The following is a 26,120-nucleotide window of genomic DNA, read 5'->3' as shown; positions in this document are numbered from 1 at the left end:
AGCTTATAGCTCATTCACGATTTATCCATTAGACATTTATTCTAGTAAAACCTACCTCAACACGCCCCTATGGTAATTTATTAAGACAACCACTTATTGATAAATTCGCCATTAGGATCATGCTGTTGGGTTTGTTTTTTTAAGTTGAATTGTCTGCAGCCGCGAGGGTCGGCCCCTACTCCGGCAAGATACTGCCAATTGCCCCAGTTACTGGCGACATCATAATCGATCAGCTGCTGCTCAAAATAAGCCGCGCCATAGCGCCAATCCAGACCCAATTCATGGATAAAGCAGCTAGCGACGATTTGGCGACCACGATTTGACATATAGCCGGTGTGATTGAGCTGCTGCATACAAGCATTAACGATAGGATATTTGGTTTCGCCCTTTTGCCAACTCTCTAAGCGCTGCTGATTATGCCGATTTGAGGGTCTATGATCGCTTATGCCTTTGAATAAAAATAAATCCTGTTGATGCTCTAGCGCATACCAATAAAAATACTCGCGCCATAGTAGCTCAAACCAGATCCAGTAAGTCGAGCCGTTCGCTACCACTTCGCGCTCGTATTGACGCAAACGATTAAGCAGTACTTTTACCGATAGCGTGCCGTTGGCAAGCCAAGCTGAGAACTTAGTAGAATGCGTCCATTCATCCAGAGCGTTACGAGTAATTTTATAGCTACTTGGCGCAGCAGAGCTGAAATAACGCTCTAAATGCTCAAGCGCGGCGCTCTCCCCGCCTTTATATTCAGGCTGATCTTTAGCAGGGTTGGCAGACTTATTAATTTTTGGTAATTGCAGAGCATACTTTGACGCGTCAATTAGCGCCTCAGGCAATGGCGGCAACGTCGTTGGTATCTTAGTTATCTCTAAATCCGTGTCTGCTTTGAGCAAATCTTGATCATACTCAACCTTTTTACGAAACTGGGTAAAGCTTTGCGGTAGCTTCTTAGTCGGCATTTTGGGATACAAGGTATTGATTGATTCACTATGCCAAGCAATATCAGGATATTTAGCGCGCAATAGATTATAGATCTTAATTTGCGCATAGTCGGCAGTATCACTGACAAAAATATCGCTAACTTGCTGCTGCTCTATAAGCTCACTTAATTGTGCAAAGGCGTTATGATTATGCTCTGAACCCTCTTGTGATAAGTAGAGTAATCTATTGCCCAAATTATTTAGGGACGCGTTTAGATCAGCCAAACTCTCATTGAGAAACTGCTGACGCGCATCACCCAATTTATCAAAATGATAAGACTGACCCCAAGCTTTTTGATTTAGCTCATTGGTTAAGTTGGCTGCATAAGCCAGTAGCAGATGCCCTGATTCTGCCTGCTTAGCCGCTTTGACCAACGTCGCGTTATCGTGCAAGCGCAAATCATTATGACATAATACCAAGACCACTTTATCATTTTGCTTTTTATTCATATTGTTATCTGCCGTTATTATTTACAAAGCTTTTATCTACTACATAAAATTTAGTTTTACTTGACCTTAACTGATAGGATTAACTGTTGAGATTAACTATAATATGATAAAGAGTTTAGCGCAGTATAAAGCGTGTTAAAAGGGGCGAATATATTCTCAGTAAAATCGTAAAATGCCTTTATGATAAACGTTGACTCCTAGTGAGTTGACTGCTTAAATGGTTAGATAGCTATAATTATAATAACTACTAGGAAGATACTATGACAGAAGAAAGCGGCTCCACTGAAAAACGTAAGATCATCAATAGATTTTTGACAAAGCTGACGCGCGATGAGCCGCAAATGTATTATGCTTCTACTTCAGAGATTTCTCGCAGCATTTATGTGTTAATCAAAGAGCATACCAATCGCTTAAGCGTAGAAGAGCAAGCGCTAGTTAGAAATATCAGCGTAGAAGAGATACAGTCCATTTTAGGTTTTAATCTCAAGTAGCAGGTTTTAGCTTCTTGTTTACGCATAAAAAAGACTGCTACTCAAGCAGTCTTCTCATTTCAAACTTGTGCATTATATGGGTTAAATCCAAGCTGTAATAAAAACTTTAACAAAAGTATAAGTCGCTTAGAGCGCATAATTTAAAACGCATAATTTAGAATGCATAGTTTAAAACGCATAATCACGCGGCTGATGCTGATAAGACACCCAGTGCAAGCGCGTCATCTCCTCAAGTACCCATTCACCATTAAAGCGGCCAATGCCTGAATTTTTCTCCCCGCCAAAGGGCGCATTGCTCTCATCATTGACGGTGATGTCATTGACATGGGTCATACCTGCGCGAATGCCGCGGGCAAAACGTAAGCCTTTTTCCATATCTGTCGTAAAGACCGAACTTGATAGGCCATATTCAGTATCGTTAGCAAGCTCTAACGCCTCATCCTCATCTTTAGCGCGGACAATACCAACTAGCGGCCCAAAGATTTCGTTACGGAATAAATCCATATCTTTAGTCACTTCGCTAAAGATATGCGGCGGCACCAGTTGACCTTTAATCTCGCCGCTTAGTAAGGTTTTAGCGCCCTGCTTATTAGCTTTAGCGATTTTATCTTTTAAGGATTCGAGCTGATCTTGGTTGATAATAGGGCCGATAGCGGTATCCTTATCACTAGGATCGCCTACTTTGATGGTTTTGACGTGCTCAACGAAACGCTGGACGAATTCATCATAAACGGCGTCCTCAACGATAATACGGTTAATCGCGATACAGATTTGACCTTGATGCAAGAATTTACCAAACACCGCCGCTTTTACTGCGTTATCCAAATCAGCATCTGCTAGCACTACAAAAGGATTATTACCGCCTAATTCTAATGCGACCGATTTTATCATATCGCCGCCATTAGCAAGCTCGCCGATATGTTTGCCCACTGAGGTTGAACCGGTAAAGGAGACAAAGCTTGGAATATCATGAGTGACAATAGCATCGCCAATCTCGCTACCTGCTCCTACAACTACGTTTAATAAGCCTTTGGGTAGACCTGCCTCTTCAAATATTTTAGCCAGTAATAGACCGCCGGTGATAGGCGTATCGCTTGCAGGCTTTAGCACCACGGCATTACCTAATGCTAGCGCAGGGGCGATAGAGCGCTGCGTTAAGTGCAGCGGAAAGTTCCAAGGACTAATAACCGCAATGACTCCGATCGGCTCACGGTAAGCGAAGTTTTGTTTGTCCGGGATATTAGAGGGGCGAATCTCACCATGCACGCGATTAGGAAAAGTTGCCGCCTCAATAGTAATCGCGCGCGCGCTGCCAAACTCAACCATCGCCTTAATACGGGTACTACCCGACTCTTTGATTAACCAATCAACGATTTCATCTTGGCGCTTATCTAAAATTTCTACTACTTTATACAATAAGCTTGCGCGCTCTGAGGGCAATGTCTTAGCCCATTGTTTTTGCGCTTTTTGCGCCGCCTTATAAGCTTCATCTAATTGCGTTTCGGTAGCCTGCTGAATCTCAACTAGGGTCTCACCACTAAAGGGATTGTTATCAGTATTGACGCTATTATCCTGCCCTTTGACCCACTCTCCTGCGATATATTGCAAATCAAAATCGCTATAGGGTTGCTGCTGGTTAGATATATTATTATTTGACATAGTTTTTCCTTCATTTAAAGTTTTATTTTTAATCGGTATGGTTTAGCAAGCGGAAAATACATAAGCTAACTTGCTAGACGACTGGTCTAATGCTAGCATAGCTATTCTAATTACAAGAGAGCTTTTCTCTTAAGCTTTGTTGAAAAAAAGTAATCTGTAAATAATATAAAGCTCGATTAACAACTATAAATGTAACTTAAGAAGAATAAGGATAATATTACTTTTATGTCTACCATTGACACCCTCACCCCATTAAGTTTTTTTGCAAATGAATCGATTGATACTAATACTACGGTTTCAAACACTAAGATTCACCTGTTAGAAACCGGCTATCAGCTTTTGGCCTATAAAGGTTTTAGCGCGGTTGGTATCAAGCAAATACTCGATACTGCAGGGGTTCCCAAAGGCTCTTTTTATCATTACTTTGCCTCAAAAGAAGCTTTTGGTGAAGCGATTATTACCCACTACTTCACCCGTTACAAAAGGCGCTTAGATTTGATCGCTGAAGAGGATGGTAGCGCTCAGCAAAAACTCTATGATTACTTTCAGAACTGGTACGATACTCAGCAGCACGGCTGCGACCACGAAAAATGCTTAGTGGTCAAATTAAGCGCTGAGGTCGCTGATATCTCAGAGCCTATGCGTGAGGCTCTACATCAAGGGTATCAGCAAACTATTGACTGGCTTACCGCGCAAGTCAAAGCGGGCTGGGCAGATGGCTCTATTGCCAAAATGGATAATATTTCAGCTGAGAGTGTTGCTAAGCGTTGGTATTTTGCATGGCTTGGCGCCAGTCTTATTGCCAAAATTAGCCAAACTACTACCCCGTTATCAGAGGTTTGGCAAATGACCACTACACAATTAGGTCGTTAATTGATAATTATAAATTATCTCTTTTATAATTTTATAGCATTAACTCTAGACGACCGGTCTAATTAATGTAAAATACTTTGACTATGAAGATGATTTACCTTTAAGACTATTAATATACGATTAAGATTATCAGTAAACAAAATAAAGTAAGCAAAATAATTAACTTTTCTATTCACTCTCTATTAACTCTAGGATCTTTATGAATAATTTTCAGTATTACAACCCGGTACGTATCGTCTTTGGTGAAGGTCAAATCAAACAACTCTCCAAACTCGTCCCTAGCGATGCACGCGTCCTTATTACTTATGGCGGCGGCTCGGCAGAGCGTACCGGTACTTTGGATGAAGTGCGCACTGCTTTAAAGAGCAATGGCGAGCGTGAGATTTTTGAATTTGGCGGTATTGAAGCGAATCCAGAATTTGTTACGCTTTTAAAAGCCGCTGATAAAATAAATGAGCATGACATCGACTTTATCTTAGCAGTGGGTGGCGGCTCGGTTATTGACGGTAGTAAGTTTGTCGCCTTAATCGCCTCAATGACTGAAGAAGATGGCAGCGTCTCGCGCGAGCAAGCTTGGGAGGCACTAATTAGCTATTGCAAAAATGTAGACTCCGCTATCGATTTAGGCGCGGTATTAACCATTCCAGCGACAGGCTCTGAGATGAACTCAGGCGGAGTTATCAACTACAGCGAACGTCAAGCCAAGCTCCCCTTCGGTAATCCCCTTGCCTTCCCTAAGTTCTCCATTTTAGATCCAGCCAAAACCTTAACGCTCCCAGATAGCCAAGTCATGAACGGCGTGGCAGATGCTTTTGTGCACGTGATGGAGCAGTATCTTACTTATCCGGTCAATGCCAAAGTGCAAGACGCTTTTGCCGAGAGCTTACTCAAAATCCTTATTGAAGAAGGTCATGCGGTAAAAGCGGATCCTGACAATATGGAAACGCGCAAAAACATTATGTGGACGGCAACCATGGCGCTAAACGGCTTGATTGGTACTGGTGTACCACAAGATTGGACCACGCATATGATCGGTCATGAGCTGACCTCGCTCCATGCTATCGATCACGCCCGTACTTTGACTATCGTGCTGCCTTCGGTGCTGCGTGAACTCAAAGACAGTAAAAAAGACAAACTACTGCAGTATGCGCGTAACGTCTGGAACCTACAGCCTAGCGATAGCCAAAGTGACGACGAGATTATAGAAGCCGCTATCGCACGTACCGAAGACTTTTTCCGTGACTTAGGTCTGCCCGTCAGCCTAGCGGATGCCAAGCTTGATGCGTCTGCCATTGAGCCTATTATTAAGCAGTTAGAGGCTCACGGCATGGTTAAATTAGGTGAGCATGGTAAAAACGATCTAGCAGTTTCACGTCGCATCTTAGAGCGCGCAACAACTAGCAAAGCTTCTTAACGCTTTGATAGTGATACTTAACACAGACTAAACGCTAGGGCTTGTTAGTATGATAGTTAAAGTCATCTATAAGCCTGAGCTTGTTTTATTAAAAGCTTATGAAAGTTAAGCACTAATAGTTTTTTAAGAGTTTGCAATCCCCTTATTACTCTAATAATAAATAAAATAGGAGAGCCATTATGAGTTTTGATAAATCACAAAATAATAAGCAGAACCGTCAGATCAAACTAGCTAGCCGTCCGCAAGGCGAGCCAAAAGCCGATAATTTTGAGATGGCTACTAGCGATATTCCCAAAGCGGGTAGCAACGAGATGCTACTACGTACCGTTTATTTATCGCTAGATCCTTATATGCGCGGACGTATGAGTGACGCCAAAAGCTACGCCGATCCACTAGAAGTGGGCGATGTGATTATGGGTGCAACCGTCGCGCAAGTGGTTCAGTCCAATATTGACAAGTTTAGCGCAGGGGATTTGGTGGTCTCAAATTCAGGCTGGCAGGACTATAGCGTCAGTAATGGCGAGGGCGTGCTCAAGCTTGATAAAAACATGGCCAATCCTTCTTATGGTCTAGGCGTGTTAGGGATGCCAGGCTTTACCGGTTACATGGGGTTGACCGACATCGGTAAGCCGCAACAGGGCGAGACTTTGGTAGTTGCCGCTGCTACCGGCCCTGTGGGAGCTACTGTTGGACAAGTCGGTAAAGAGTATGGCGTACGCGCTGTTGGAGTGGCAGGCGGTAAGCAGAAGTGTGATTTTGCCGTTAATGAGCTTGGCTTTGATGTTTGTATCGACCACTACGCCGATGACTTTGCTGAGCAGCTAAAAGCGGCTTGTCCTAACGGTATCGATATCTATTATGAAAACGTCGGCGGTAAAGTGTTCGATGCGGTGATGCCGCTTCTTAATGCCCATGCCCGTATTCCGGTTTGCGGCTTGGTCTCACAATATAACGCTACCCAATTACCTGATGGCAAAGATCGTTTGAGCGTGCTGATGGGCCTGATACTAAGACAGCGTCTGACCGTCAAAGGTTTTATTATCTTTGAAGAGTATGGCGAGCATTTCCCAAAATTCCTCAAAACCATGGGCGAGATGGTAGCCTCTGGTAAAGTTAAAACCAAAGAGTATATTGCTGATGGCTTAGGGCAAGCTCCTGATGCTTTTGTTGGGATGCTAAATGGTGACAACTTCGGTAAAACCGTGGTCAAAGTCGCTGAGGTGGCTCAATAGATGATGGCTTTATAAAGACACTGCATAGATACACTATTTTATAGATACTCTGTTTTATAGATACTATGATTCAATGCTCGTTATTTACTTAGCTGTCTTGAGTCATTGAATTGCAGATTTATTTTTAATACTGAAAACAATAACAAGGATAATTATGAAAATTTTAATGGTATTAACCTCACACGACAAGCTTGGCGATACTGGCAAAAAGACCGGTTTTTGGTTAGAAGAATTTGCCGCTCCCTATTATGCCTTTATAGATGCAGGCGCTACTGTCACCCTCGCCTCGCCTGCTGGAGGTCAGCCACCGCTTGATCCTAGTAGTGATACTGAGGACGCGCAAACCAAAGATACCAAGCGCTTTAAAGAAGATACTGACGCCCAAAATCATCTGGCTAATACCCAAAAACTGGCTGAGGTAACAGCAGAAGACTTTGATGCGGTGTTTTATCCTGGCGGTCATGGCCCCTTATGGGACTTGGCAGTTGATAAAAACTCTATCACGCTTATCGAAAACTTCGTTCAGCAAGACAAGCCGGTCGCTTTTGTTTGTCATGCCCCTGGGGCGCTCAAAAATGTCAAAATTGACGGCGAGTATTTAGTAAAAGGTAAAAAGGTCACCGGCTTTACTAATTCAGAAGAAGATGCTGTTGGGCTTACTGACGTGGTGCCTTTTTTGTTGGAGGACACGCTAAAAGCCAATGGCGGCAACTACCAAAAAGCGGATGATTGGGCCTCTTATGTGGTTGAAGATGGATTGCTAATTACCGGTCAAAATCCCGCTTCTTCAGAAGAGGCTGCCAAGCAGTTATTAAAAAGGCTAAAAGGCTAAGCCGTTCAATGTTTTTTATATTAGTAAATTTAGGTTTTAGGGTTAACTATGATTCGTTTGCATCATCTCAGTCAATCACGCTCTATGCGTATTCTTTGGTTACTAGAAGAGCTTGGGGTTCGGTATGAGATTATTAGTCATCAGCGCGATGCAAAAACTTTCATGGCGCCAGATAGTCTAAAAGCCGTGCATCCTCTAGGCAAATCGCCAGTCATTGAGATGGACGGTCAAATAATCGCTGAGTCAGGAGCCATCACTGAGCTGTTGATTGAGCGTTTTGCCGCTGAGCGCTTGCGTCCAAAGACGGATAGCAAATACTATAGCGAGTATCTGCAGTGGATTCACTTTGCTGAGAGCTCTATGATGGTGCCTATGCTGTTGGATGTTTTTACCAAAGATTCTATCAAAAGCGATGATACTTTTTTGCAGCGCTACATCGCTCGCGAAAAACACAAGATGCTTAGCTACCTTAATAAAGTAGTAGAAAACAAATCTTATATCGTTGCCAATAAGCTTAGTGGCGCAGATTTTATGCTGTCTTTTGATTTGATTTTGATGGCGCAAAGAAAGCTACTAGACGATTATACTCACGTAAAACAGTACGCTTTGCAGCTAGCCAGTCACGATAGTTATCAGCGCGCTATGCGACTTGAGGATAATCATGATGAGTCAACGAAACCTAATATTATGAAATAAATTCCTTTTTATCATCGTTATTTATCTAAAATAAACAGCTCCCAGTGAGCTGTTTATTATTTATTCTAAAACTAACATTAGCTATCATGCGCTAAAAATTTCTCTGTAAGCCAGCTGTTCATAAACACTTTATCAGGATCGTACTGCTCTCTAATCTCTAAAAAGCGCTTAAGATCAGGATACAGAATATGCAGCTCCTCAGCGCTTAGCTTATTGACTTTGCCCCAATGCGGACGTCCCTGCCATTTTTTCATGTAGTCATATAACCAATTAAATAGCGGCTCACTATCCATTCCTTTATAGACATGAAAGGACAATACCGCACAGTCTACGCCTTGCGTTGGACTGAGCATGCCCGTCTCGCCTTTGTGAGTACGCACTTCGATAGGAAAATGGGAGCCTTTATTATCTTGTAATAAAATACTATTGATCTCCAAGATACAAGCCTCAAAATCTTTGAGTTTTATAAAGTACTCAGACTCATTAAACTTGACCCCGCGCGGAGTGGGAAACACCTCATAGCTATAGCCTTCGCGCTTGGTATTGGGGATGGAGCTGGCGGAGATTTGACTGATCTTTTTAGTCCATTTCGGATTTATTCTTGCCAGCTCGGATAGCAAATAAAAAGCGCCATTCAACGTGACTTTACTATCGAATTGATCTTTGGTTTTTTGCCAAGCGCTCATAGCTTTGGGCTCAATCATCGATAGCGTTTTTTGTTGCAGCTTATTGGTGCCGGGGAATAAAAACCACTCCATGTGCCGATGGTTACGCGCGGCGTCATAAAACTGTGCTAAGCCTTGTTCAAACTCTATTACCTCATTACGCTCTGCCAAACCGTACAGATCCACCGCTTGAATAGTAAGCTTGGTAAAGATACCGAGCATACCGAGACTTGCATGTAGCGCATTACCAAGCTCATCCGTCTTAGCGTCTCCTCTTTGATGCCTGTGTAGCTCTCCTCTGCCATCGACCCACTCCCAAGCCACCACTTGATTGGCAATCGAGCCTAAGCTTAGACCGGTGCCATGCGTGGCGGTACTCGCCGAGCCTGCGATGCTCTGCTCTTGTACATCGCCCATATTCTCAAGCGCTAGCCCATACTCTCTTAATGCCTCCCCTATCTCGTACAAATAAGTGCCAGCATATAAAGTTGCCTGTTTTGCCTCTTGATCGACTGAGATCAGTCCGCGCATCTTATGCAAGCTAATAGCAATCTCTTCGGGTTTGGCGCAGCCACTAAAAGAATGCGCCGCACCAGTCACTCTGACACGTTGGTTATCAGCGCGAGCTTGTTTGACGATATATTGTAATTCTTCAACCGAGGCAGGGGTTAGCTTTTGTTCAGGTTCAGCGGTCACGTAGCCTACCCAGTTTTGCCATTGGTTACTGCGCTGCCACTTCATCAATGAAAACATTGTCCCGCTCCTCGGTAAGTCATCATGGTGTCAAAAGCCTTATTAGCCTTTAGCTCTTGGTGACTAGTTTGAGGACCGCTATGTTTTTGAGAGCTGCTATAAACCACAAGCTCATTAAAATGCTCGCATAGCTCGCCGGCCTTGGCATGTCGGCACCATACATAATCGCCGATAGTAATGGCTTTATTTTGTCCTAGCGTCTTTTTATCGATAAGCATAGGGGTTTGTACTTCGCCAAAACCCTCATCCGTCAGTACTGATAAATAGCTTGGATAATGAATCACAGGGACTTTGTCTGCACCTGCTGCGCCCGAGGCGATAAAGCCGCCACCTTGACAAGTGATCACTCCACACTCTGGCTGGCGCGTCACCGGCAACACAAAGCCTGCCGCTGGTTTAAATGCCTGCATGCTCTCCATATAATCAAAATAAGCGGGCTTAAAATAGGCAGAGCCTACGCTGATCTCAGTAATCTCAGGCTGGCTGCTGGTGAAGTCCATACTGCCACTACCCCCGCCATTGACGAGCTGTAGCTCATAGCCTTGCTTTTTTAGCCAAGCCACTATTGAGCGGCGGCGCTGACTGAGCTGTTTTTTGGAGCGGTTTTTTAGCAGACGAATAGCGGGAGACAGTAGAGCTTTACCTGGTACCTGCTCGGCTAGTCCTGCAATTTGCGCCTCATAACCCATGACGCCAGTTAGCTTCACATTAGCGCATTGTTTAATGGTTTTGAGCAAAGCTTTGACGTCTTTTTTGCTCATAAGGGCTGAGCGTTTAGTACCGAAGTATAGCTTCGGCAGCGGCATCGACATATTGATATCTAAGCAGATATCGACGCTTGCATTATTATCTTGAGCGACTTTATCGAGCAGCTCGACATGTTCGGGGCGATCTACCATCCAGATCATCGTGGCGCCTTGCGCAGTATGAGTAAAAGTTTTCGCTACGCTAGCGCTATCTAAAGTCGGATAAGCGCATAGGATATTATCAAAGCCGTTCTCTAACAGATAAACCGACTCAGCCGCAGTGTAAGACATCAGTCCGATATAATGGGGCGAGCTGTCTTTGATGTAGCTCAAAACCTCGATTGAGCGAATCGATTTGGTCGCTAGGCGCAGCTTGACGGCTTGGGTCTTGTGATTGACCCGTTGAATATTATGATCGAGGGCATCCATATCGAGCCAAGCGCTTGGAGCTTGGCGCGGGATAATATTAGCAAAATCCATTTTACTTATCCTTAAAATAGTCATAAAACTATTTTGTTACTTTTAATTCATAGTATGCGAGCACAGCACAGGGATAATGACTGCAAATCACATAACAGCGATGCTAGCTGATAATATATAGTTGATTAACTTTAAAACCGTTACAGTGCGGCTGGAATGAATTTTGCGCAGCATCGAAACAGCGTAGACACAGCACGCAAGGAAAATTTATACCAGCTGCACGGTTAATATTGGTGTATCGATTTTATTTCGTACTAACTATACTAACCCATCAATAGCATCTTCTCAAAAGGATAAAAAAACAGCCCAAGCTTAGCTAGGACTGTGCAAAAGTGAATAGGTTGTTTAGCTACGGCAATAAACGTTTCGTCGTCCATTGCTCATGGTCATCTTGGCTATAAACGACGCGATCATGGACGCGGTTCGCGCGGCCTTGCCAAAATTCAATAGTTTCAATAGTAATCTCATAGCCGCCCCAAAACTCAGGAGTTGGCACGGTCGTATCCTCGGGATAATCGACTTTTAACTGCGCAAACTTATCTTCCATCACCTCACGGTTGGCAACCTCGCCACTTTGCGGCTGACTCACCCACGCGCCCAACTGACTATCATGCGGACGCTTTTGAAAATAGTCAGCCGATTTGTCCGCGTCAATCTTAGCTATATGACCACTGATACGCACTTGGCGCTCAAGCTCATTCCAAAAGAATAACGCCTCAGCATTAGGGTTCTCTTCGATATCTTGACCCTTAGCGCTGTCATAATTGGTATAAAAGATGATGCCCGTCTCGGTCACTTCGCGCAGCAGCACGATACGTACGCTCGGCTTATTGTCCGCGCCGCAAGTCGCTAGACTCATAGCATAAGGCTCTTTTACCTTTTTCGATAGTGCTTCATCCATCCAAGTTTTGAATAGCGTGAAAGGTGAGTCTGGCACTGAGCGCTGATCGAGTTGTCCTTGCTCATACGATAAACGCTGATCGGTAAAGTCCATGCTCATAGTGTTTCCTTATTTAATAGATTATTTTTATCAAAAACATCACTTAAAGCTTTGAGTGCCTCAGTTTTTAAGCCAATTGCGCTTTGATTAGATCGGCCAACTCATTAGCCATCACATCACATTCAATCTCATCATCAGACTCAACCATGACTCGAATCATTGGCTCAGTGCCGGACTGACGAATAAGCAAACGTCCCCGGCCCTCCAAAGTGGCACGCGCTTTGTCAAAAGCGGCAACCAGCTCAGCATTAGCAAAAGGATCTTGCATTTGACTCAAGCGTACGTTGACTAGCTTTTGCGGCAGCACCTCAAAGCCTTCCATCAAGGCGCTCAAGGCTCGGTTTTGTGCTTGCATTACCGCTAGCACTTGCAAACCTGCGATAATAGCATCACCTGTGCGGCTCTTATCTAAACACAAGATATGGCCTGAAGGCTCACCGCCCAATATCCAATCATTAGCTTCAAGCTCTTGCATCACATAACGATCACCGACTTTGGCGCGCGTAAATTCGATACCTTTCGCTTGTAAAGCAAGCTCTAAACCCATGTTGCTCATGAGTGTACCAGCAACCCCTCGGGTTGGCGCTTTGCTTTGGGTAGCAAGCACATACAGGATGCCATCACCATCGACTAGCTCACCTAAATCATCGACCATCACAATACGATCGCCATCGCCATCAAGTGCGATACCAACGTCGGCACTATGCTCCAATACTGCTTGCTGCAATCGTTTAGGATGGGTAGAACCACAGTCGGCGTTGATGTTGATACCGTCAGGTTTATTATTAATAGCAATAACCGTAGCACCAAGCTCGCGCAGCACTCTAGGCGCTACGCTATAGCCAGCGCCATTGGCGCAGTCAATGACGATTTTTAGATGATTAAGATCATATTGATAAGGAAAGCTGCCCTTACAAAATTCAATATAGCGCCCTTTGGCATCATCTATACGGTGGTTTTTACCTAGTTTAGCAGGGTCAGCGATAGGCATCATTAGTGACGCATTATCCTCATTATCGGCTTTTATAATAGCGTCTAACTTATCATTGATAGCGTTTTGCATCTCATCGGTGAGTTTTTTGCCGTCTGCTGAAAATAGCTTGATACCATTATCATAATAAGGGTTGTGTGAAGCTGAAATCACCACGCCAGCATCGGCGTTAAAGCTGCGCGTCAAATGCGCAATAGCCGGCGTTGGGAGTGGCCCAAGCATATGCACGTCTACCCCTGCCGCATTAAACCCTGCTTGTAGTGCACCTTCAATCACATAGCCTGAGAGCCTCGTGTCTTTGCCGATAACGACGCTTGGTTTGCGCTCTGGATTAGGATTATTATCCATCAGTACCTGTCCGGTCACATAACCTAATTTTAGAATAAAATCAGGGGTGATAGGCAGCTCACCAAATTTTCCACGAATGCCGTCAGTACCGAAATAGCTCATTATCCTTACATCCTTACACTTAGTATTGAGGAACTTATCTTTTAAAGTCACTTAGCTTAGATAGTTTAATCCAAAAATGAAGATAAAAACCATCCTTTGATAAGGGTCTTTATTAACTAGTTATTTTACGAAAAAAAACAGTCAACAATGACGGCGCATTGTTGACTGTTTGTATCTCACTATGATTAGGCTATTAGCGAGATTTTACCAGTGAAAAACCCTATTATACGCGGTAATTAGGCGCCTCTTTGGTAATCTGTACATCATGGACATGCGACTCTTTCATGCCAGCTGAGGTCACCTTGATAAACTGCGGTTTGCTACGCATCTCCTCGATAGTACCGCAGCCGGTATAGCCCATGGATGAGCGCAGACCACCAACCAACTGATTGACGATGCCAGCAACCGGACCTTTATAAGGTACGCGGCCTTCGATACCTTCAGGGACGAGTTTTTCAACCCCATCTTTGGCGTCTTGGAAGTAGCGATCTGATGAGCCATTTGAGCCTGACATGGCGCCTAAGCTGCCCATGCCGCGATAAGCTTTGTAATAGCGACCTTGGAACAGCTCAACCTCGCCTGGTGCTTCCTCGGTACCCGCCATTAAGGAGCCCACCATAATACAAGAGGCACCTGCCGCGATAGCTTTGGCCATATCGCCTGAATAGCGAATACCGCCATCAGCAATCAGTGGAATACTATCTTTTAGCGCGCTTGCGACATTGTCGATAGCCGAGATTTGCGGCACACCGATACCGGCGATGATACGCGTAGTACAGATAGAGCCTGGACCTATACCAACTTTTACCGCATCGGCGCCAGCATCACGTAACGCTAAAGCTGCGTCACCGGTGGCGATATTACCGCCGATAATTTGAATATGCGGAAAATTTTTTTTGATCCAAGAGACTTTATCGATGACGCCTTTTGAATGACCGTGAGCGGTATCAACCACTAACACATCAACGTCAGCGGCAATCAAGGCTTCGACACGCGACTGAGTATCAGCGCCAGTACCGACAGCGGCCCCTACGCGCAGACGCCCTTTTTCATCTTTACAAGCGTTTGGATTATTTTCTGCTTTGGCAAAGTCATTAACCGTAATCAGGCCACGCAAACGAAAATCATCATCAATGACGATCACCTTCTCGATACGATGCTCATGCAGTAGCTTTTTGATATTCTCGTTACTCTCGCCTTCTTGTACAGTGACTAGCTGATCTTTTGGCGTCATAATCTGACTAACTGGCAGTGACAAATTGGTCTCAAAACGCCAGTCACGATGAGTGACGATACCAACCACTTTATCCGTGCCTCGCTCAACTACTGGTACGCCTGAGATATTATTATCTTCGGTCAAACGCAATAATTCACCAATAGACATCTCAGGATGCACGGTAATAGGATCGACTACGGTGCCCGCTTCAAACTTTTTGACGCGGCGAACTTGCGTGGCTTGTTTGTCGATATCCATACTCTTATGCAAAATACCAATACCGCCTAATTGCGCCATAGTAATCGCCATCTCAGACTCCGTTACCGTATCCATAGCCGCTGAGATTAGTGGTAAGTTCAAAGAGATATTCTTGGTTAAGCGCGTAGAGAGATCGGCAGTTTTTGGTAGGATTTCTGAATAGGCTGGTAACAACAACACGTCATCAAAAGTTAAGGCTTCATCGACAATACGTAACATACATACCCCTAATAGTGGCTATTTTGATGGTGGGAGCTTAGTAGATAGACTATAACAGCGTAAATATAACGCCATGCTTATCTGAATACCTCAGTTATCCCTTTAAAATAACGCCGTATTGTAGCAAATTTAACTTATGTTCGCATGAACTATTTTAGCCCTCTTTAAAGGTAATACGCTCCGCTGGCAAGTGCGCCTTTTGCTCCTTATACAGATAATCCAGCATTTGTTCGCGCAGATCACACTCCATCGCCCAAGCATTATCAGGACCATCTGAGGGCACCGCGCAGCGTAGCTTTATAGTATCCTCATTGACCGATACCGTCAGCACCACAGGCTCCGTCTCCCCATCCCACAGCTCATGCTCCTTGACCAATGCGATGAATTTTTGCCGTACCTCTTCAATATTGACCCCGTAATCTAAATAGAGGTACATCGGACGCATTTGCTGGACAAAAGGATGCGACCAATTCTCTACGATTTCAGTGACAAAGTAGCGCATTGGGATAAACAAATGGCGCTCATCCCACGTCTTGATCACCGCGTAGGTATAGCGCAAGTCATTAACGGTACACCAAGTACCATCGATCATAATAGTATCGCCAATACGGATGGGCTGAGTCATAGCGATTTGTACGCCTGCTACCAAATTGCCCAAAGTCGGCTGCGCCGCTACCCCTAATACCACCCCTGCGATACCCGCTGAGGTCAGTAAAGTCTTACCTAAGCCTTCGATATCAGTAAACTCGCTTAAGCCAATCCAGACACTAATGATAACCATGGCAAAGATAAATAGCCGGCGAAAGATAGAGACATAAGTACTTCGGCGGCGATATTTATCATAATCTTGCTCATCTAAGTTCTCAATCTGCAAGTCACGATAGCGATTGGCCATAAAATTGACCACTCGAACCCCAAGCCAGATAGCGCTCAGTACCAAAAATATCCAGATAATTGGTCTAGTTGAGGTCGCTACCGACTCTATAAACGGAAAACCGCCTGATACTAAAGTAAACACTAACGAGAAGCCAATAGTAAAAGTCAGCGGTACGATAAGCTTTTTGACAAAATCTCTTACCCCTCTTTTACTGTTAGGGATATCGACATCCTTATCCTCATGACTCAAATAGCGGCCGACTAGTTTTCCCACGCCTGCGCTTAGTAGCCAGCCAATCCCCATTGTCACTAGCAAAAATGATATCAATACCAAAAATTCCCATATCGCCATACCAAAATAGCGTAACGTCATCCATTCAGGCAGATATCGGGCGAACTGTGGCGGCTTATACTGCTCGTATAGATTATCAATATTACTTACTGTTTGCGCTGAGAATACCCAAATGGGCGCTTGATCATTGACCCTTACTCGCTCGATAGTGATAGGCACTTGACGCTCGCGGTAGTTCATGTAACCAAGCACTATAGAGCGGCGCGGTATCCCTAAGATACTACTGCTACTGCCGACGACAGGCTCTATCAATCCATCTGGACGATCCGGCAACTCCTCAAAGACATATAGATCTTTTTTGACCAATAAATAATCCAAACGCTTAGTCAACTCTATACTACGGCTCTTTTGTACACTTCTATCAAACAAATTCATATTGAGTGCATAAGCGGCAAGGTCATACTGTTGCCTCATCACCGCCGACTGAAAAAACTCCAGCATCGCAAGCGGTGTGGTCAGATTGGCGGGCTTGTTTAAGGGCGGTATAGTAGTATTGAGCTCATCCAATAGGTAGTAGTTTGGGTTGTAATCGCCGCTAAGCGCGGTATCTCCTTGCAAGTGCCCCGCTTGCTTGACGGTATTGCTCTCTGAGGGGTCAAAGATCTCGTCAGTTACCTCGCTTATATCAAAATCTTGCGCCTCAACTTGACTGATTTGCTGTTCAGCATATTCAGCAAAATTATCGGGCTGCGCGCTTGCCGCAAAAACAGATAGACTACTAAAAAGCAGCCATAGGCCAATCAAGGCCATAAACAAGCTGTTTATAGTTATAGAAGAATTAGGATTTTGGTTATCATTAAGGGGTGTTATAGAATCGTCAATGCAAGAGTTATCCAAGTCAAAGTCATGAATATCAGCAAGCTGAATGCTAGTCTTAACAAAGAGAATCATAAGCGGTCTAATTATGGCGGAGTAATCAATAACTTAAAACAGTAGCACAAAAAAAGCCAGCTTTAAGCTGACTTGTTTCGTTAGTTTACGTACTTAATCGTTGTAGGTTTTGTGCTAATACTCGTTCAATATAAGTGACAGTTAATGATGAAAATATAGCTTGTCAACGAAAGCGTACGCTAGCTATCAGCATCTTTATTTATTAAGACAATACGCTCAGCCGGTAGATAATGCTGTTGCTTATCGCTGAGATAAGTGACCATCTGCTCGCGCACCTGACACTCCAATAACCAAGCATCATCTGGATTGTCAGCTGCGATAGTGCCATACAATTGAAGAGTATCTCTTTTGGTTGACAAAACCTGCAAAGTCGGCTCGGTCTGTCCATCCCAGTATGAGTTGTTTTTGACTACTTCCACAAACTTTTTTCGTACCTCATCTACAGCTATACCGTAGTCTGTGAGTAGATAGATGGTTCGCGTTTGGTGAGGATCAGGATGCGACCAGTTCTCTACCGTTTCGGTGACAAAATAGCGCATCGGCACGAACAATCGCCGCTCATCCCAAGTTTTTATGGTGGCATAGGTATACCCTAAATCCTCAACGGTGCTCCAATTACCATCGTACATAATAGTATCACCAATGCGTATCGGCTGAGTAATCGCAATCTGTATACCCGCTACAATATTGCCAAGCGTAGGCTGCGCAGCTATGCCTATCACTATACTCAAGATACCTGCTGAGGTCAGTAGCGTCTTGCCTAGTCCTTCAATATTGACAAATTCACTGAGCCCAATCCAAACGCTACCAATAATCATCACAAAAATAAATACGCGGCGAAACACCGATAAATAAGTAATTCTTATACGGTATTCATCATATTGCTGCTGACCTAAGCCGTCAATTTGCAAATCTTGATAACGATCGGCAAAAAAGTTAATCAGCCGTACCCCAAGCCAAATGGCGCTGATGACCAAAGCGACCCAAATAATGGGCCTAGTATCGGTGGCAATATCATCCAAGTAAGGAAAACCTCCTGATACCAAAGTAAAAACTAAGGCCAAGCTAATCGTAATAGTCAAAGGGACTATCAGCTTATTGATCAAATCAGTCGTGCTTTTAAGACTCAAGGTAGCGCGTTTATTTTCGTCCTGAGCGTACTTAGACATCAGCTTGCCCGCGCCTTTACTAATCGCCCATCCTAAAGCGATAGTCAGTAAAAAAAATAACGATAAGGCTATATACTCCCAAATGGCAATATTTAGAGGTCTAAAAAGTAAAAAGTCAGGTAAATAGCGCTCAAAAGTGGCGGGTTTATATTGCTCATAGAGCTTATCGATATGCCCGACCGTTTGCGAGGAAAACACCCAAACGGGGTCCGCGCCTTCTACTTTTACGCGCTCAATATAAATAGGAATACGATAGCTAAGATACTTGATATGACCGAGCTGAATAGAGCGGCGCACACTGCCATCGATATCGCTATTACTGCCAATAGAGGGCTCGATTAAACCATCAGGACGATCTGGCAGTTGATTAAAGTCATAAAGGTCTTTTTTGGCTAATAAAAAATCAAGGCGCTCAGCGAGCTCATCACCGCGTGCACGCTGTATGTCAGGATTAAATAAATTCATATTTAAAGCCTGAGCGGCAAGCTTATAGTGCTGATTGTCAGTAGCTAATTTAAAGAACTCTAATGTGGCAAGAGGCGTGGATAAATTAGGCGGCGGGTTCAAAGAAGGCAGACCAGTATTAAGCTGATTTAATAGATAATAACTCTGATGGTACTCGCCAGTGACCTCACTGCTGCCTCGTAGCTTTGCGAGCTGAGACTTAAAGTTTTGCTGATTAATGGTTGCATCAGATTCATTATAAGTATGTTGTGGCTGTATGCTAGCTGCGTCAGTGCGTAGGCTATTATCACTAGCTGCAAAGGCTGGGGTGCATAATAAGTTTAGCCCTATCAGCAAAAGTCCCGTTAGCCTAAATAAGTCGCTAAAACGCTGAGGGTAAGACATCACTGTCAACACTGTTATCGCTCTACAGAAGTTGCAAACTGCGCAATTATTAGCGTTGCTTATTGCGTTTTGGTTACTATTCATCTTGATGCTACTCACGCCTATAGCTTATAAAAAAGCCAAATTTCAGATATCGTTTGCTAGTAACTTAAATCAGTAAACCCAAAAAAGCCAGCTCTAAGCTGACTTGATCGGTTAGTTTGCGTCTATAATTTGAAAAGCACCTTAAGCGCGTCGCCAAGTGGTGCCAGCTGAGCTATCTTCAAGCTCAATGCCCGCCTCTTTGAGCTCTTCTCTTATCGCATCTGCCTGCGCAAAATCCTTATCGGCTTTGGCTTGCTGACGCTGAGTAATCAAATCATCGATCTGTGTATCGCTTAGCGCCGCGGCTGATGCCTCGCCAATAATAGCCTGCAAAAACTGCGCTACTGGCTGCTGCAGTATATTGAGCGGTTTGGCTAATATCTTGAGTTGCTGCGCGTATTGCCAAGCGCCTGCAAAATCCTCAGCTTTGATCGCTTTATTTATCTCTTTTGCCAACCCAAATAACACACTAATAGCCGCTGAGCTATTAAAGTCATCGTTCATAGCGGCAATAAAAGCCTGTCCTGCTGCACTTGCAAAGGCGCTTTCTATCAGCTCTCTATCAGCTTCCTCTATCTTAAGCGTTCGCTCGCTTTGCGTCTCTACCACTTTTAGCGCTTGATAGAGTCTGCTTAGGCTATTATGCGCCTCATCAAGCGCTTTGTCTGAAAAGTTTACTTGGCTGCGGTAATGACTTGATAATAAGAAAAAACGCACTGTTTCAGGATGATATCTAGCTATGACTTCACGAATGGTAAAGAAATTACCTAATGATTTGGACATCTTTTCGCCATCCACATTGATAAAGCCGACGTGCATCCAGTTATTGGCGTACTGGCAGCCCGTCGCCGCCTCAGACTGGGCAATCTCGTTTTCGTGATGCGGAAACTGCAAGTCATGACCACCGCCGTGGATATCAAAAGTGTCGCCTAAGCATTTGGTCGACATCGCTGAGCATTCAATATGCCAGCCCGGACGCCCTTGCCCCCAAGGTGACGCCCACTGCGGCTCATCTGCTTTGGCCGCTTTCCACAGGACAAAATCAAAAGGATTACGCTTGACGTTGTCAACCTCAATACGCGCGCCCGCTTGCATATCCTCAAGCTTGCGCTTTGAGAGTTTGCCATAATCTTTGAAGCTCTCTACCGCATAATAGACATCGCCATTATCCGCGGCATAAGCATGATTGCCGTCGACAAGCGTCGCAATCATCTGCTGCATCTCATCGATATAGTCAGTCGCGCGCGGCTCAGCATCTGGACTTAAGCAGCCAAGAGCAGTGGCATCCTCATGCATAGCGGTAATAAAGCGCTGAGTCAAAGTGCTAATATCTTCATTATTCTCGATAGCGCGCGCGATAATTTTGTCATCGATATCGGTAATATTACGCACATAATTGACCTCATAGCCCAACTGCGTTAGCCAGCGTACCACTAGATCAAAGGCCACCATCACCCGCGCATGACCAATATGACAATAGTCATAGACTGTCATGCCGCAGACATACATCCCTACCTTGCCAGCCACCAAGGGCTGTAATGATTGCTTGTGAGCCGTCAATGAATCGTAGATGACAAGCTGAGACTGAGCATCGGTAATTGAGGTAGTCATAAAAAGTAGCCTTGTTAATTAAATGAAGGAATATAAAACTTAACGCATTATCTTAGCGAAAACGGGCATAAAATACTACAATGAGCGCAGCTTGATACTATTAGCTAAATAATAGCTATAAGTAAGCAAACCCTTAGACTAAAAATGTGGAGTTATAAATGAGTAATCGTTTGAGCAAAATATACACTCGTACGGGCGATGATGGCACGACCGGTATGGCGGATGGCAGCCGTGTTAGTAAAGCGGACATCTTGTTCAATGTAATGGGCGATGTCGATGAGCTCAACTCCCACATTGGACTGGTGCAAGCTTACTTAGCGCAGACAAATAAAGCCGCTAATCAACCCTTATCAGAGCATCTGCAACGACTTAATGCTGCCGATTTTGCGCAAGCTTTAGTGATTATTCAGCATTTGTTATTTAATATCGGCGGCGAGCTTGCCATGCCTGAATATGAAGGCGTAAGCGAGACTCACATCGACTGGCTTGAGCAGCAGATCGATACGATGAATAAAAGCCTGCCGCCTTTAAAAGACTTTATTTTGCCGACAGGTTCGGTATTGGTGAGCCAGTTGCACGTCGCGCGTACTGTTTGCCGCCGAGCCGAGCGCCAAGCGGTGCTATTGCAGCAGCAAAACCCAGCCGCTATTCGCCAAACTGCTATTCGCTTGATCAATCGTTTATCTGACTGGTTATTTGTCGCTGCGCGCTTTTGTACTGATCCTGCGCAAGTCTCTGAGGTACTATGGAACAGTCAAGCTTTGCAAAATCTTGATAACCATAAATAGTGTTTAGTAATCTGTAGCTTATGGCTGGGTTTATTAGCCCTATCTTAAACGCCAATTTTGACCTTTGCTTTATAACACAAAAAAGCATCTATAACTTTGAGCTATAGATGCTTTTTTTATTTACTCAAGACTTGATGAACAACAATTATAAAATCCACGGTATTAATAAGTAGCGCTATCATCTTCAACGATGACCATATCGATACTGTCATCTTTAGGAACCACTTTTGGTTCTGGCGGCGCTACCGGAGCTTTAGCCTCATTACTAGGAGCCGCTGCTGTAATGTTGCCTTCGTTGCTATTATTAATCGTTGGCGATGTCGGCGGCGTTGGTGGCGTGGCAGGACGGATAGGCGCTACCGGAGTCACCGTTCTTGGCTGACGAATATTTTGGTTCTCAGCTGGCTTTGGTTCAGCGGCACGGCGCGCAGCCGCAGCTTCTGCACGGCGAATGGCTTGCTGCTCATCCATAAGTGTTTTTAGTGATGAGGCGGCCATAACATCAGCGACAATACTTATCAAAGCAGGCTGTCCGGCGATACGCGCTTGTACTAAGCCGTTTTGAGTGCCAATAACGTAGCTAAAAGCATCATCGACGAGCATATTGTTATTGATACGGATATTATCGTTCGCTAAACGTGATTGTAGGCTGGATTTGTTATTGGCTGAATCTATAAGGCTGGCTTGATACAAGTCTTCGCTAGGTAAAGTCATACTGACACTGGCTTGACAAGTAGTCATGCCATTAGCATTGCCTTCTTGCAATAAAGCGGCGTTTTGTACATCGATCAAAATATTGCCGATTTTGTCATTGACCATGCTACTGCTGATAGTTACTTCTGCAGCATTGGCATAATTGTTAGCAAGCGTTTGTGCTTGTTGGTTCAAGGTGTTTTTTAACGCCGTTCTGAGTCGCTCTTGTACCAAGGGATCATCACAGCTCATAGCTGGAGCAACATCGACCTGATTCACGCTTTGCGCCTCAGCGATAGCCTCATTTGTATTGGCGCTTTCATCGTCATCTGAACGGCTACAGCCCGTAACGGCTAGACTACAAACCAAACCGATACCAGCCACTTGCTGCCAGTTCATCCCCTTTTTCTTTACTACGCTCATGCTTATCCAGCTCCTGATTTACTGATCTTTATAGCTGCCCTAGATTTATTAAATATCATATATAATTAAGCAGACTCGATCATACTGATTACTCATAAGGTTTGATAATAACCGCCTTATTGAAAATTACGTCATTATACGAGGTTTAATTAAGATGTTCATCATAGCGACTTGTCAATATACAAATAAACGCTTTTAATAGCGCTAAAACTCTCGTTAGTTGCAAAAACACAACAGAGCATCAATTAATTGGCCTTATAGAACCAGCTAGCGTTAAAACAATCAGCCTACTATAAGTTAAGCACGTGTCATAAGAGCGTATGCTATAAATGAAAATGGCCTCTATATAACTTAGCACTATTAAAACACTTCAAAAATAAGCTTCTATTGTTATGATAAATTTTAAGAATACTCAACTACTCGGTCATCGCGGCGCTCGAGTTGAGGCGCTAGAGAATACTTTGTTCGGCTTTCAACATGCCAATCGCTTGCAAGCAAAGGGGCTAGCAGGAGTAGAGTTCGATGTGCAGCTGACTGCTGATGGTCAACTGATTGTCTTTCATGATGACACTTTGCAGCGGCTGTGCGGCTTACAAGCGCGGGTGGATCAGCTAAGTCTGCGCGAGATTCAACGTCATACTCAGTCAGGTCATCGTATTCTTACGTTAGATATGCTAGCGCAGTTATTACCATTGTCGATGACTAAGCCTTTTTTTAAACCGCAGCGTCAGGCACTTAACCATCTGCTAGGGTTGACTAATAGTAATAGCTTTGAGCCAATAGACGAGCTTGAGAGCTTAGTTATTGAAGCCCATACTTTAACTAGGTTTACCCATATAGAGCTTGAGATTAAGACTAATGAGCGTACTAATTACTCCAAACTAAGGACTGCGTTAAAACGATATTTAGTCAATAGCCCTCTATCTACCCTACCTTTAGTGCTAACTAGTTTTGATTTGCAGCTGCTTGCCCAACTACATGGGGACAAAGACTTATCCACTATTACGCGGGGCTTATTAGTCCGTGAGCATAGCTTGGTAGCATCAGCGCCTAACATAGCGCTGCGTTTAGGCTGTAGTCAACTAGGGGTATATTATCCTTTATTAGATGAGCAAATAGTCGAGTATTATCATCGTCATCAGCTACCTATCAGCGCTTGGACGGTCAATGATATCGATAGTATAAAGCAGCTCATAAACTGGCAAGTAGATGTTATTATTACTGACATTCCAAGCCAGCTTTTATGACTTTAGCGTAAAAATTAGGGGTTGCTATTTGAATGATTTAGGGCAGTTTTTTTTCAAAATAACTCTATTTTTTAGCAAAAAAGCCATCAAGACTTAGCTCACTTATCTTCGCGCAATTTTACATTTCTACCTAATTCCTGATAGCTATTGGGGTTTTAATGAGAAATATCTCATAACTCCTACAAGTTATTGTTATTTAGCAATATTTTTCTAGTGTATAACTGTTCACTTTATCTATTATTTAGGGTAATATAGGCGCTGAAATCAATATCATTAGGAATACTACATGATTGCTAAAAAAGTAATAGGTTTACCACTCAAAGGCTTACGTCTCGCTATGAAGTCTAGTGATATGCTTATACAAAATGCTGGTACTCAAGCACTAAGAGTAAAGACGTGGCTTGAACATGGTAAAACGGATCAAGTAGCTGGTACTCGCATTGCTGCTAATGGCAGTGCTGATGATGCGCTAGCAACTGATACTATGGCTAATTATGAGGGTATTGATCCTCTTGAGCTTGAATTTCAAAAGGCGCCCATCAACTTAGTGCCAGCGATGTTCTTGATAGCCACTCCTATTGCTGCCGCTGTCATTACTCCATGGTACTTACTGACTCATGAAGTTAGTGCGCCAGTATGGGGCGTGTTTGGCGCATTTATGGCTTGGACGGGTATTAGTATTACGGCCGGCTATCATCGCTTGTTATCGCATCGCGCTTATAAAGCTCATCCCGTGGTAAAAAACTTCTTATTGCTAGGCTCAACCTTAGCAGTTCAGGGCTCGGCCTTTGACTGGGTATCAGGCCACCGTAGCCATCATCGTCATGTCGATGATCGTATGGACGACCCGTATTCAGCACAGCGTGGATTTTTCTTTAGCCATATAGGTTGGATGTTACGTAACTATCCTAGTGGTCGTTTTGACTACAAAAACATCCCTGACTTGACCAAAGATAAAGTGCTACAAATTCAGCATAAGTATTATGGTCTTTGGGTATTAGCGACTAACGTGGCGATGGTGGCAGCGGTAGGTTGGTTGATAGGTGACGTTTGGGGTACTCTAGTATTAGCAGGTCTGCTACGTCTGGTACTAACTCATCACTTCACTTTCTTTATCAATTCACTATGTCACATGTTTGGTACGCGTCCTTATACCGATACCAATAGTGCGCGTGATAATGCAATCTTAGCTATCTTTACTTGGGGTGAGGGCTATCATAACTATCATCACTTCTTCCAATACGATTATCGTAATGGCGTGAAATGGTGGCAGTACGATCCTACTAAATGGCTAATCGCTGGCCTCTCTAAGCTTGGTTTGACGAGTGAGCTACGCAGAGTCGATGATACCACTATTAAACATGCCGAAGTACAGATGCAGTTTAAGCGTGCTCAGCAGCAGATCGAAAAAGCAACCTCTACAGGTTTAGATATTCCGCAAGCGATGCAAAACTTCCAAGACCGCATCAAGTTTGAATACGAAGCTTTCAAACAAACGGTCGAAGAGTGGCAAGCACTAAAAGCTAAAGCGGTTGAGATGAAAAAAACCGAGTTTGCTGATCGTTTGCATGAGGTTGATGACAAGCTTAAGCACGAATACATCAAGGTTGAGAAAAAAATCTTTGAGCATAACGATAATTTAAAAACGGCGTTTCGCTCTATTAGTTTTGACAATAAAGCCGCTTAGTTTTAACTAAGCTAGTACTTAGCGGTTGTTTAAAAAATTACTACT

General features: G+C 43.9%; 20 protein-coding genes. 9 read left to right on the top strand and 11 right to left on the bottom strand.

The annotated features are described in order from the left end of the window. Window positions 1-80: 80 nt before the first annotated feature. Window positions 81-1,430, bottom strand: coding sequence for a DASH family cryptochrome (locus M0N77_RS03825; protein ID WP_353103684.1), 1,350 nt, complete (start codon window positions 1,428-1,430; stop codon window positions 81-83). 260 nt (window positions 1,431-1,690) lie between these two features. Here M0N77_RS03825 and M0N77_RS03820 point away from each other — a divergent pair, with 260 nt between their 5' ends. Next, on the top strand, window positions 1,691-1,921 hold the full coding sequence (locus M0N77_RS03820; RefSeq protein ID WP_353103682.1) for a hypothetical protein: 231 nt from the start codon (window positions 1,691-1,693) through the stop codon (window positions 1,919-1,921). A gap of 168 nt (window positions 1,922-2,089) precedes the next feature. Here the strand turns inward: M0N77_RS03820 and M0N77_RS03815 are convergent, their stop codons facing one another. Continuing rightward, entirely contained in the window at window positions 2,090-3,580 is a 1,491-nt protein-coding gene (locus tag M0N77_RS03815) for an aldehyde dehydrogenase family protein (RefSeq protein ID WP_353103681.1), read from the bottom strand. A gap of 225 nt (window positions 3,581-3,805) precedes the next feature. Here M0N77_RS03815 and M0N77_RS03810 point away from each other — a divergent pair, with 225 nt between their 5' ends. From M0N77_RS03810 to M0N77_RS03790, 5 genes are all read left to right on the top strand, one after another. Further along, window positions 3,806-4,453 (top strand): TetR/AcrR family transcriptional regulator, encoded by a 648-nt coding sequence (locus M0N77_RS03810; RefSeq protein WP_353103679.1) that lies wholly within the window; start codon window positions 3,806-3,808, stop codon window positions 4,451-4,453. Between the two features lie 199 nt (window positions 4,454-4,652). Next, on the top strand, window positions 4,653-5,867 hold the full coding sequence (locus M0N77_RS03805) for an iron-containing alcohol dehydrogenase (protein WP_353103677.1): 1,215 nt from the start codon (window positions 4,653-4,655) through the stop codon (window positions 5,865-5,867). A gap of 179 nt (window positions 5,868-6,046) precedes the next feature. Further along, window positions 6,047-7,099, top strand: a complete 1,053-nt coding sequence (locus tag M0N77_RS03800) for an NADP-dependent oxidoreductase (protein ID WP_353103675.1) — start codon at window positions 6,047-6,049, stop codon at window positions 7,097-7,099. Window positions 7,100-7,253: 154 nt separating this feature from the next. After that, window positions 7,254-7,931 carry a type 1 glutamine amidotransferase domain-containing protein gene (locus M0N77_RS03795; RefSeq protein WP_353103673.1) on the top strand — a complete coding sequence of 226 codons (678 nt, stop codon included), beginning with the start codon at window positions 7,254-7,256 and terminating at the stop codon, window positions 7,929-7,931. Window positions 7,932-7,979: 48 nt separating this feature from the next. Then, window positions 7,980-8,627 carry a glutathione S-transferase gene (locus tag M0N77_RS03790; RefSeq protein WP_353103671.1) on the top strand — a complete coding sequence of 216 codons (648 nt, stop codon included), beginning with the start codon at window positions 7,980-7,982 and terminating at the stop codon, window positions 8,625-8,627. 77 nt (window positions 8,628-8,704) lie between these two features. On the opposite strand, the gene M0N77_RS03785 is transcribed toward M0N77_RS03790, so the two are convergent. The 8 genes from M0N77_RS03785 to cysS all read right to left on the bottom strand — a co-directional run bounded on the left by M0N77_RS03785 (window position 8,705) and on the right by cysS (window position 21,237). Beyond that, window positions 8,705-10,045 carry a D-arabinono-1,4-lactone oxidase gene (locus M0N77_RS03785; protein WP_353103669.1) on the bottom strand — a complete coding sequence of 447 codons (1,341 nt, stop codon included), beginning with the start codon at window positions 10,043-10,045 and terminating at the stop codon, window positions 8,705-8,707. Then, window positions 10,033-11,271 carry an alanine racemase gene (locus M0N77_RS03780; RefSeq protein WP_353103667.1) on the bottom strand — a complete coding sequence of 413 codons (1,239 nt, stop codon included), beginning with the start codon at window positions 11,269-11,271 and terminating at the stop codon, window positions 10,033-10,035. The genes M0N77_RS03785 and M0N77_RS03780 overlap by 13 nt, the downstream gene beginning before the upstream one ends. Before the next feature lie 349 nt (window positions 11,272-11,620). Continuing rightward, window positions 11,621-12,265, bottom strand: coding sequence for a pyridoxamine 5'-phosphate oxidase (pdxH, locus tag M0N77_RS03775; RefSeq protein WP_353105559.1), 645 nt, complete (start codon window positions 12,263-12,265; stop codon window positions 11,621-11,623). A 73-nt stretch (window positions 12,266-12,338) separates the two neighbouring features. Further along, window positions 12,339-13,712, bottom strand: a complete 1,374-nt coding sequence (glmM, locus tag M0N77_RS03770; RefSeq protein WP_353103665.1) for a phosphoglucosamine mutase — start codon at window positions 13,710-13,712, stop codon at window positions 12,339-12,341. 223 nt (window positions 13,713-13,935) lie between these two features. Continuing rightward, complete coding sequence (gene guaB, locus M0N77_RS03765) at window positions 13,936-15,405, bottom strand: IMP dehydrogenase (RefSeq protein ID WP_353103663.1); 1,470 nt, start codon at window positions 15,403-15,405, stop codon at window positions 13,936-13,938. 154 nt (window positions 15,406-15,559) lie between these two features. Continuing rightward, window positions 15,560-17,524: a mechanosensitive ion channel family protein gene (locus M0N77_RS03760; protein WP_353103662.1), complete on the bottom strand. Its 1,965-nt coding sequence runs from the start codon at window positions 17,522-17,524 to the stop codon at window positions 15,560-15,562. Window positions 17,525-17,703: 179 nt separating this feature from the next. Next, a complete protein-coding gene (locus M0N77_RS03755) occupies window positions 17,704-19,542 on the bottom strand; it encodes a mechanosensitive ion channel family protein (protein ID WP_353103660.1) in 1,839 nt (612 codons plus the stop codon). Between the two features lie 225 nt (window positions 19,543-19,767). Then, complete coding sequence (gene cysS / locus M0N77_RS03750; protein ID WP_353103658.1) at window positions 19,768-21,237, bottom strand: cysteine--tRNA ligase; 1,470 nt, start codon at window positions 21,235-21,237, stop codon at window positions 19,768-19,770. A gap of 158 nt (window positions 21,238-21,395) precedes the next feature. On the opposite strand from cysS, the gene M0N77_RS03745 reads away from it, so the two are divergent. After that, the gene (locus M0N77_RS03745) at window positions 21,396-22,025 is read left to right on the top strand and encodes a cob(I)yrinic acid a,c-diamide adenosyltransferase (protein ID WP_353103657.1); all 630 of its coding nucleotides are present in this window, start codon (window positions 21,396-21,398) and stop codon (window positions 22,023-22,025) included. 162 nt (window positions 22,026-22,187) lie between these two features. Here the strand turns inward: M0N77_RS03745 and M0N77_RS03740 are convergent, their stop codons facing one another. Then, window positions 22,188-23,141 (bottom strand): hypothetical protein, encoded by a 954-nt coding sequence (locus M0N77_RS03740; protein WP_353103655.1) that lies wholly within the window; start codon window positions 23,139-23,141, stop codon window positions 22,188-22,190. A 392-nt stretch (window positions 23,142-23,533) separates the two neighbouring features. On the opposite strand from M0N77_RS03740, the gene M0N77_RS03735 reads away from it, so the two are divergent. Both M0N77_RS03735 and M0N77_RS03730 read left to right on the top strand, forming a co-directional pair. Then, on the top strand, window positions 23,534-24,388 hold the full coding sequence (locus tag M0N77_RS03735; RefSeq protein WP_353103653.1) for a glycerophosphodiester phosphodiesterase: 855 nt from the start codon (window positions 23,534-23,536) through the stop codon (window positions 24,386-24,388). A 484-nt stretch (window positions 24,389-24,872) separates the two neighbouring features. Continuing rightward, complete coding sequence (locus tag M0N77_RS03730) at window positions 24,873-26,075, top strand: fatty acid desaturase (RefSeq protein WP_353105558.1); 1,203 nt, start codon at window positions 24,873-24,875, stop codon at window positions 26,073-26,075. Window positions 26,076-26,120: the final 45 nt, after the last annotated feature.

Origin of the sequence: Psychrobacter sp. AH5, assembly GCF_040371085.1 — a bacterium.
Classification (GTDB): domain Bacteria; phylum Pseudomonadota; class Gammaproteobacteria; order Pseudomonadales; family Moraxellaceae; genus Psychrobacter.
Note: the sequence above shows the minus strand (reverse complement) of the source record. Positions and strands in the feature narration are given on the sequence as shown.